General features: G+C 32.4%; 8 protein-coding genes. 4 read left to right on the forward strand and 4 right to left on the reverse strand.

Annotated elements, in window-relative coordinates; all coding sequences use genetic code 11:
• Positions 1-167: 167 nt before the first annotated feature.
• On the reverse strand, positions 168-644 hold the full coding sequence (locus tag IDG45_RS13385; RefSeq protein ID WP_000448076.1) for a glutathione peroxidase: 477 nt from the start codon (positions 642-644) through the stop codon (positions 168-170).
• Between the two features lie 111 nt (positions 645-755).
• On the opposite strand from IDG45_RS13385, the gene hflX reads away from it, so the two are divergent.
• The 4 genes from hflX (at position 756) to glnA (ending at position 5221) form a co-directional block, all read left to right on the forward strand.
• Positions 756-1994 carry a GTPase HflX gene (gene hflX, locus IDG45_RS13390; RefSeq protein ID WP_054193894.1) on the forward strand — a complete coding sequence of 413 codons (1239 nt, stop codon included), beginning with the start codon at positions 756-758 and terminating at the stop codon, positions 1992-1994.
• 18 nt (positions 1995-2012) lie between these two features.
• On the forward strand, positions 2013-3251 hold the full coding sequence (locus tag IDG45_RS13395; protein ID WP_000652044.1) for a methionine gamma-lyase family protein: 1239 nt from the start codon (positions 2013-2015) through the stop codon (positions 3249-3251).
• A 242-nt stretch (positions 3252-3493) separates the two neighbouring features.
• On the forward strand, positions 3494-3862 hold the full coding sequence (locus IDG45_RS13400) for a MerR family transcriptional regulator (protein ID WP_000624945.1): 369 nt from the start codon (positions 3494-3496) through the stop codon (positions 3860-3862).
• 18 nt (positions 3863-3880) lie between these two features.
• A complete protein-coding gene (gene glnA, locus IDG45_RS13405) occupies positions 3881-5221 on the forward strand; it encodes a type I glutamate--ammonia ligase (protein WP_001126603.1) in 1341 nt (446 codons plus the stop codon).
• Positions 5222-5360: 139 nt separating this feature from the next.
• On the opposite strand, the gene IDG45_RS13410 is transcribed toward glnA, so the two are convergent.
• Genes IDG45_RS13410 through IDG45_RS13420 form a run of 3 tightly spaced genes read right to left on the reverse strand, consistent with a single transcriptional unit; the run spans position 5361 to position 7601 of the window.
• Positions 5361-6488 (reverse strand): site-specific integrase, encoded by a 1128-nt coding sequence (locus IDG45_RS13410; RefSeq protein ID WP_000135759.1) that lies wholly within the window; start codon positions 6486-6488, stop codon positions 5361-5363.
• 52 nt (positions 6489-6540) lie between these two features.
• Positions 6541-7236, reverse strand: coding sequence for an Ltp family lipoprotein (locus IDG45_RS13415; protein ID WP_001183751.1), 696 nt, complete (start codon positions 7234-7236; stop codon positions 6541-6543).
• 11 nt (positions 7237-7247) lie between these two features.
• A complete protein-coding gene (locus IDG45_RS13420; RefSeq protein WP_031929549.1) occupies positions 7248-7601 on the reverse strand; it encodes a hypothetical protein in 354 nt (117 codons plus the stop codon).
• Positions 7602-7603: the final 2 nt, after the last annotated feature.

Raw genomic sequence — 7603 nt, forward strand, 5'->3', positions numbered from 1 at the left:
TACACATAGGCGCACTTGTCTCCTTTAGTTTGGGTTTGGTCACTTTAAATTATAGAGGCAATTGCGCTTTTTGTGTATTAAAAAAAGCAGGAAGTTTTACCTTCCCACCATAAAAGATGAAGAACCACTTTATATGAAGCGTTTTATTTGCTATGAGCTAGTATATTTTATAATAACTTTTCTATTTCTCTTTCGATTTGAACAGGTTTTTTTTGAGGTGCAAATCGTTTAACAACGTTACCTTCACGATCCACTAAAAACTTAGTGAAATTCCATTTGATTTTCTCATTAAAGAATCCGTGTTGTGCCGCAGTCAAATATCTAAATAAAGGTAATTGATGTTCCTCTTTTACGTCTATTTTTTGATGCATAGGGAAGGTAACACCATAGTTTAATTTACAGTTTTGAGCTGCTTCTTCGCCTGATCCAGGTTCTTGGCCACCAAATTGATTACAAGGGAAACCTAGAATTACAAACCCTTGATCTTTGTATTTCTCGTATAATGATTGCAAACCTTCAAATTGTGAAGTAAAGCCACATTCGCTAGCTGTATTGACAATTAGCATAACGTCACCCTTATATGCATCTAATTTGTAAGTAACACCTTTATTTGTTTCTACTACAAAATCATAAATTGTCTCCATTGAATCATCCTTTCGATTTACTTAAAATGTACCATAAAATCGTGTAATAGTCTTTACTAAAACTCTATGATAGAATACTTTGAGTAGGATTTTATTAAGGAGATGTATAACATGGCTCAGCAACAAATTCATGATACTAAAAATAAACTAGAAAAAGCTGTCTTAGTCGGTGTACATGCTCAAGATGATAAGCAATTTAATTTTGAGTCTACAATGGAGGAATTATCATCTTTATCAGAGACTTGCCAACTTGAAGTGTTGGGTCAAATTACTCAAAACAGAGATCGTGTAGATCGCAAATATTATGTTGGTAAAGGTAAAATTGAAGAAATTCAAGCATTTATTGAGTTCAAAGATATTGATGTAGTCATCACAAATGATGAATTAACGACTGCACAATCCAAATCACTAAATGAAGCTTTAGGTGTAAAAATTATTGATAGAACCCAGTTGATTCTTGAAATATTTGCATTAAGAGCAAGAAGTAAAGAAGGTAAATTGCAAGTAGAGCTAGCACAACTTGATTATTTATTACCTAGATTGCAAGGCCATGGTAAAAGCCTTTCTCGTTTAGGTGGCGGTATTGGAACTAGAGGCCCTGGTGAAACGAAGTTAGAGATGGATCGCAGACATATTCGGACTCGTATGAATGAAATTAAACATCAATTGCGGACGGTAGAAGAACATCGCGAAAGATATCGAAATAAAAGAAATCAAAATCAGGTGTTTCAAGTAGCTTTAGTTGGTTATACAAACGCTGGTAAATCATCATGGTTTAATGTTTTAGCAAATGAAGAGACGTATGAAAAAGATCAATTATTTGCAACGTTAGATCCTAAAACACGACAAGTTCAAATAAATGATGGATTTAATTTAATTATTTCAGATACTGTTGGTTTTATACAGAAACTACCTATGACGTTAATTGCAGCTTTTAAATCAACTTTAGAAGAGGCTAAAGGTGCAGATTTATTAGTACATGTCGTAGATAGTAGCCATCCTGAATACCGTACGCAGTATGACATAGTTAATGATTTAATCAAACAATTAGATATGAACCATATTTCTCAAATAGTTATTTTTAATAAAAAGGACTTATGTGATCATGCATCAAATCGTCCAGCAAGTGATTTGCCTAATGTTTTTGTTTCATCTAAAAATGATGGTGATAAATTACTTGTTAAGACGTTATTTATTGATGAAATCAAAAGGCAATTAACTTATTATGATGAGGCAATTGCGACGAATAATGCAGATCGATTATATTTTCTAAAACAACATACATTAGTGACTGAACTTAAATATGATGAAATTGAAAATGTTTATCGTATAAAAGGATTTAAAAAATAATAAAAGGACGAAATTCAAATGAAAGATATAAGTAAGATAGTAGCTGACGTCGAATCAACGTTAGCACCATATTTTAAAGAAATTGAAGAAACTGCATATATTAATCAAGAAAAAGTATTAAATGCATTTCATCATGTCAAAGCAACCGAAAGTGATCTACAAGGATCAACAGGATACGGGTATGATGATTTTGGACGGGATCATTTAGAAGAAATATATGCGCAGGCATTTAAAGCAGAAGATGCAATTGTTCGTCCGCAAATTATTTCAGGTACGCATGCGATTACTATTGCATTACAAAGTTTATTAAAACATGGTGATGAATTAATTTATATAACGGGAAGTCCATATGACACTTTACTTGAAGTCATTGGTGTAAACGGAAATGGTATTGAAAGTTTAATGGAGCACGGCGTATCGTATAAAGATATTGCACTTAAAGAAGGTAAGATCGATATTGAAAGTGTGTTAGATGGGGTTTCTGAGCGCACCAAAGTAATAGCGATTCAACGTTCGAAAGGCTATGATCAAAGACCTTCAATTCCTCTAGATGAAATTGAAGAGGTGATTACTAGGTTGAAAGAAGTTCATCCTAATATTTTAATATTTGTGGATAACTGTTATGGGGAATTTGTTGAAAGACGTGAACCTATAGAATGTGGTGCCGATTTAATAGCAGGATCATTAATTAAAAATCCTGGCGGTGGTTTAGCTAAGATTGGTGGATACATTGCTGGTAGAAAAGATTTAATTGAACGATGTGGTTATAGATTGACAGCACCTGGTATTGGTAAAGAAGCGGGTGCATCATTAAATGCATTGCTTGAAATGTATCAAGGTTTCTTTTTAGCACCACACGTTGTCAGTCAGAGTCTTAAAGGGGCATTGTTTACTAGTTTATTTTTAGAAAAAATGAATATGAACACAACGCCGAAGTACTACGAAAAACGAACTGATTTAATTCAAACAGTTAAATTTAAAACGAAAGAACAAATGATTTCATTTTGTCAAAGTATTCAACACGCATCCCCGATTAATGCACATTTTAGTCCAGAACCGAGTTATATGCCTGGTTACGAAGATGATGTTATTATGGCAGCTGGTACGTTTATTCAAGGTTCATCGATTGAATTATCTGCAGATGGACCTATTCGTCCTCCTTATGAAGCATATGTTCAAGGAGGATTAACATATGAACACGTTAAAATTGCTGTGACAAGAGCTGTTAAGCAGTTGAAAGAACAAGGACTTATATAATAGATTAAATTTCACCCTTAATGATAATGTGTTTTGGGTGAAATTTTTTGCGAAGATTTATCAGATTATTTTTAAAAATCGAAAAAATATTTTAGCTGTAGGTCGTTTTATGGCGTTTTAGAGGTCGAAATTGCTGTTATATCAATGTTTTGAGCTTTATGTTAGAAAACCTGACATATTTTTGAAATCCTAAAAAAATTATGATAAGTTATTAACAAGTTCAAAAGTAGAGGAGAGGAACAATGATATCGAATGATGCAATCAGACGAAATATGGCTGTCTTCTCTATGAGTGTAGTAAGCAAGTTAACGGATTTAACACCAAGGCAAATTCGTTACTATGAAACACATGAACTCATCAAACCTGAAAGAACAGAAGGTCAAAAACGTCTGTTCTCACTCAATGATTTGGAAAGATTACTAGAAATTAAATCATTATTAGAAAAAGGATTTAATATCAAAGGGATTAAGCAAATCATTTATGACTCACAAGAGCATTTAACAACTGATGAACAAGAGATAAGAAAAAAGATGATTGTAGATGCCACGCAAAAGCCTATTGGAGAAACTTTGCCAATAAATCGTGGTGATTTATCCCGATTTATTAAATAAAATTTGGAGGATTTTAAAATGCCAAAACGTACTTTCACTAAAGACGACATTCGTAAATTTGCAGAAGAGGAAAATGTAAGATATTTAAGATTACAATTCACTGATATTTTAGGAACAATTAAAAATGTTGAAGTGCCTGTAAGCCAATTAGAAAAAGTACTTGATAACGAAATGATGTTTGACGGTTCTTCTATCGAAGGTTTCGTACGTATCGAAGAATCAGATATGTACTTACATCCAGATTTAGATACTTGGGTAATCTTCCCATGGACTGCTGGACAAGGTAAAGTTGCACGTTTAATTTGTGATGTATATAAAACAGATGGTACACCATTTGAAGGGGATCCTCGTGCAAACTTAAAACGTGTATTAAAAGAAATGGAAGATTTAGGCTTCACAGACTTTAACCTAGGGCCTGAACCAGAATTCTTCTTGTTCAAGTTGGATGAAAAAGGGGAACCAACTTTAGAACTTAATGATGATGGTGGATATTTCGACTTAGCACCTACAGATTTAGGTGAAAACTGTCGTCGTGATATTGTTTTAGAATTAGAGGATATGGGCTTCGATATTGAAGCTAGTCACCATGAAGTTGCCCCTGGTCAACATGAAATTGACTTTAAATATGCAGATGCTGTTACAGCATGTGATAACATCCAAACATTTAAATTGGTTGTTAAAACAATCGCACGTAAACATAATTTACACGCAACATTTATGCCTAAACCATTATTTGGTGTGAATGGTAGCGGTATGCACTTTAACGTTTCATTATTCAAAGGTAAAGAAAATGCATTCTTCGATCCAAATACTGAAATGGGCTTAACGGAAACTGCATATCAATTTACAGCAGGTGTGCTTAAAAATGCACGCGGATTTACTGCTGTATGTAACCCGTTAGTAAACTCATATAAACGTTTAGTACCTGGTTATGAAGCACCATGTTATATTGCATGGAGTGGTAAAAACCGTTCACCATTAATCCGTGTACCATCTTCAAGAGGATTATCTACTCGTATCGAAGTACGTTCAGTAGATCCAGCTGCAAACCCATACATGGCGTTAGCTGCAATCTTAGAAGCTGGACTAGATGGTATTAAAAATAAATTAAAAGTTCCAGAACCAGTTAACCAAAATATTTACGAAATGAACCGTGAAGAACGTGAAGCAGTAGGCATTCAAGACTTACCTTCAACACTTTATACTGCATTAAAAGCAATGCGTGAAAATGAAGTTATTAAAAAAGCTTTAGGAAATCATATCTATAATCAATTTATTAATTCAAAATCAATTGAATGGGATTACTACAGAACTCAAGTATCTGAATGGGAAAGAGATCAGTACATGAAGCAATATTAATACGCTAAACAATGATGGGAAATCAGTAATATCAAGGGCTAGAGCGTTTTGCTTTAGCTCTTTTTTGATTTAACTGGGCAACTTTTTAAGGTGTAAAATGTGTCTTTTGTTACGATTGGGCAACTTTTGGGAACCTTAATCAAAAAATATCACGTATATATTTCTCGAAATTTTCTTTTGCAGTATTATTCATTTTCTCAGTGACATGACTATAAATGTTGCTTGTTATGAATTCACTTTTATGACCTAATCGCTCCTGAATTACTTTCATAGGCACATTACTTTCTAGTAACAATGTTGCATGCGTATGTCTTAATTTATGTATACTTAGTTCATTGCCCTTTCCTAATATTTTACCTGTTACATATTTCATTGTATTGTGGGTGGTAGAACGTGGAAGTGGGTCTCCAAATTCATTACAAAACATAAAATCATAATCAGTATAATATAATTCACTATTTGCTATTTTGTTTGCATTTTGAAGTGTTCTCAACTTGAATAGTTCCTTTGCTAATTTGTCACTTATAAATATGATTCTATTTTCCTTATTTTTGGTAGTGCCAAATTTTTTTCTTTTTTGATCATACGACTTTGTAATTGATAATGTTTTAAGCTTTTTGTCATAATCATTCCAATTGAGTGCGTTTGCCTCACCGATTCGTATACCTGTTTCTATAAGTGTTCTAAATAAGAAATATTGATAAATATCCCGCTTTTTAACCATTTCTAAAAAAAGATTAATTTTATCGCTAGGTAAATATTTAGCTTTAACCTTTTCTTTTAAATTTTTATGTTGTAATGAAATACCATCACATGGATTAAAATAAATGATTCTATCATATTTAGCACGTTCCATTGCACGTTTCATCAAATGATGTGTTTTTGAGAGCGTTGATTTACTGTAGCCACGTTGAATTAAAGTGTTTATGAATTTTTGGTGCATCGATGGTGTAATATTTTTAATGTTTATATTAGGGTCATAGATGTCTAATAATCGTTTTTTTGAATATAATTCAATATTATAGGTGCTATCGTTAACCTTATCTTTTCGCCAAGTCTCTAAGTAATAGTCGAGCCATTTTTCAAGTGTATAATTCATGTTTTCCTTATAACCATTTTTAATATTTAACTCAACTTCTAAAGCTGCTTTTTTTGCTTCCGCTTTTGTTCTAAACCCAGATTTACTTATAATTTTTTTTGTTCCCAATGAATCTTTATATTGAACTTTATACCGCCATTTATTGCCTCTTTTTTCAAATGATGCCATATTGGTTACCTCCCTAAAATAAATGAAAGGGCAGGAATTCTGCCCAATTAAATTATTTGTCTAAGTGGTCGATTGCGTATTGTGCTTCTGAAGGTGTAAATCGTCCTCCGTATTCTGAAATTAATTGATCATAAATTTCTCTAGTAGACATATTCAAACTTTTGGCATATGTTTTAGCACTTTCTAATGCGTTTTTATTATAGTCAGCTTTTAAATGATCTATTGCGTATTGCGCATCATCTTTAGAAAATTTGTTTCCGTATTCTGATGTTAATTGATGATATATGTCTTTTTTTGATGAATGTAAGTATTCTGAATAAAACTCAGCTTGTTTTAAAGCTGCTTTTTGGTCACGTGTTATACTGTCATCTATGCTAGAACTAGAGCTTGTAGTTGAACTATCAGATGTTCCTTTTGTAATCGTGTCAAACCATTCTTGATAATTACCATTTGTTTGTTCTTTTGCTTTTTCGTGATTCTCTTCATCTTTATCATTGGTACTGTAAGATTTATCGCTTTCACTACTTGAATCTAAATTCGCTACATAAGGTTTAATCATCTGAACTTGTCCAATATAAGTTATACTAGCTAAAGCAATAACCGCTATAACTACAGTAATAATTGTCCTAACTAAAGACGGCCATTTGCTGAATTTCCACATTAAAAATAAACCTAAAGGAAATAGGAATAAAAGTGATAAAACAATACACCACTCTTGTTTGTACCATGATGTTGATTCTTGTTGCATTTAAACGCCTCCTAAATAATTTCTTGATGAATACTTAACACATCGGTTTTGAACATATTGAGAAAATGTAAATCTGAGTACTTAACTTTATAGAAGTATATTGTTAGTAAGATGTCTGTTACAGGCACTTTAAAATAAGCGCTTAACTGAGGTATGGTTTTGCAGTCATGTAGATATATCGCTTGTTTAATTTGATTTAAGGGGATTAATAATTCAAAATCATGACAATGACAGTGATATAAAGACATGGGTTCTTTAATTTCACTCGTTGATGTAGATGATGATAAATTCTTATTAATATATAAATCATTACCTATAATCAGACATTCTAATTTATCCGGCATCTCAATATATTTAATCTTTATAT

The sequence above is a fragment of the Staphylococcus sp. EG-SA-10 genome (assembly GCF_017151945.1).
Classification (GTDB): Bacteria; Bacillota; Bacilli; order Staphylococcales; family Staphylococcaceae; genus Staphylococcus; species Staphylococcus aureus.

Bases quoted from the DNA above. Each gene is read 5' to 3' on its own strand.
- IDG45_RS13385 (WP_000448076.1), bottom strand. From the start codon at position 644: ATGGAGACAATTTATGATTTTGTAGTAGAAACAAATAAAGGTGTTACT.
- hflX (WP_054193894.1), top strand. From the start codon at position 756: ATGGCTCAGCAACAAATTCATGATACTAAAAATAAACTAGAAAAAGCT.
- IDG45_RS13395 (WP_000652044.1), top strand. From the start codon at position 2,013: ATGAAAGATATAAGTAAGATAGTAGCTGACGTCGAATCAACGTTAGCA.
- IDG45_RS13400 (WP_000624945.1), top strand. From the start codon at position 3,494: ATGATATCGAATGATGCAATCAGACGAAATATGGCTGTCTTCTCTATG.
- glnA (WP_001126603.1), top strand. From the start codon at position 3,881: ATGCCAAAACGTACTTTCACTAAAGACGACATTCGTAAATTTGCAGAA.
- IDG45_RS13410 (WP_000135759.1), bottom strand. From the start codon at position 6,488: ATGGCATCATTTGAAAAAAGAGGCAATAAATGGCGGTATAAAGTTCAA.
- IDG45_RS13415 (WP_001183751.1), bottom strand. From the start codon at position 7,236: ATGCAACAAGAATCAACATCATGGTACAAACAAGAGTGGTGTATTGTT.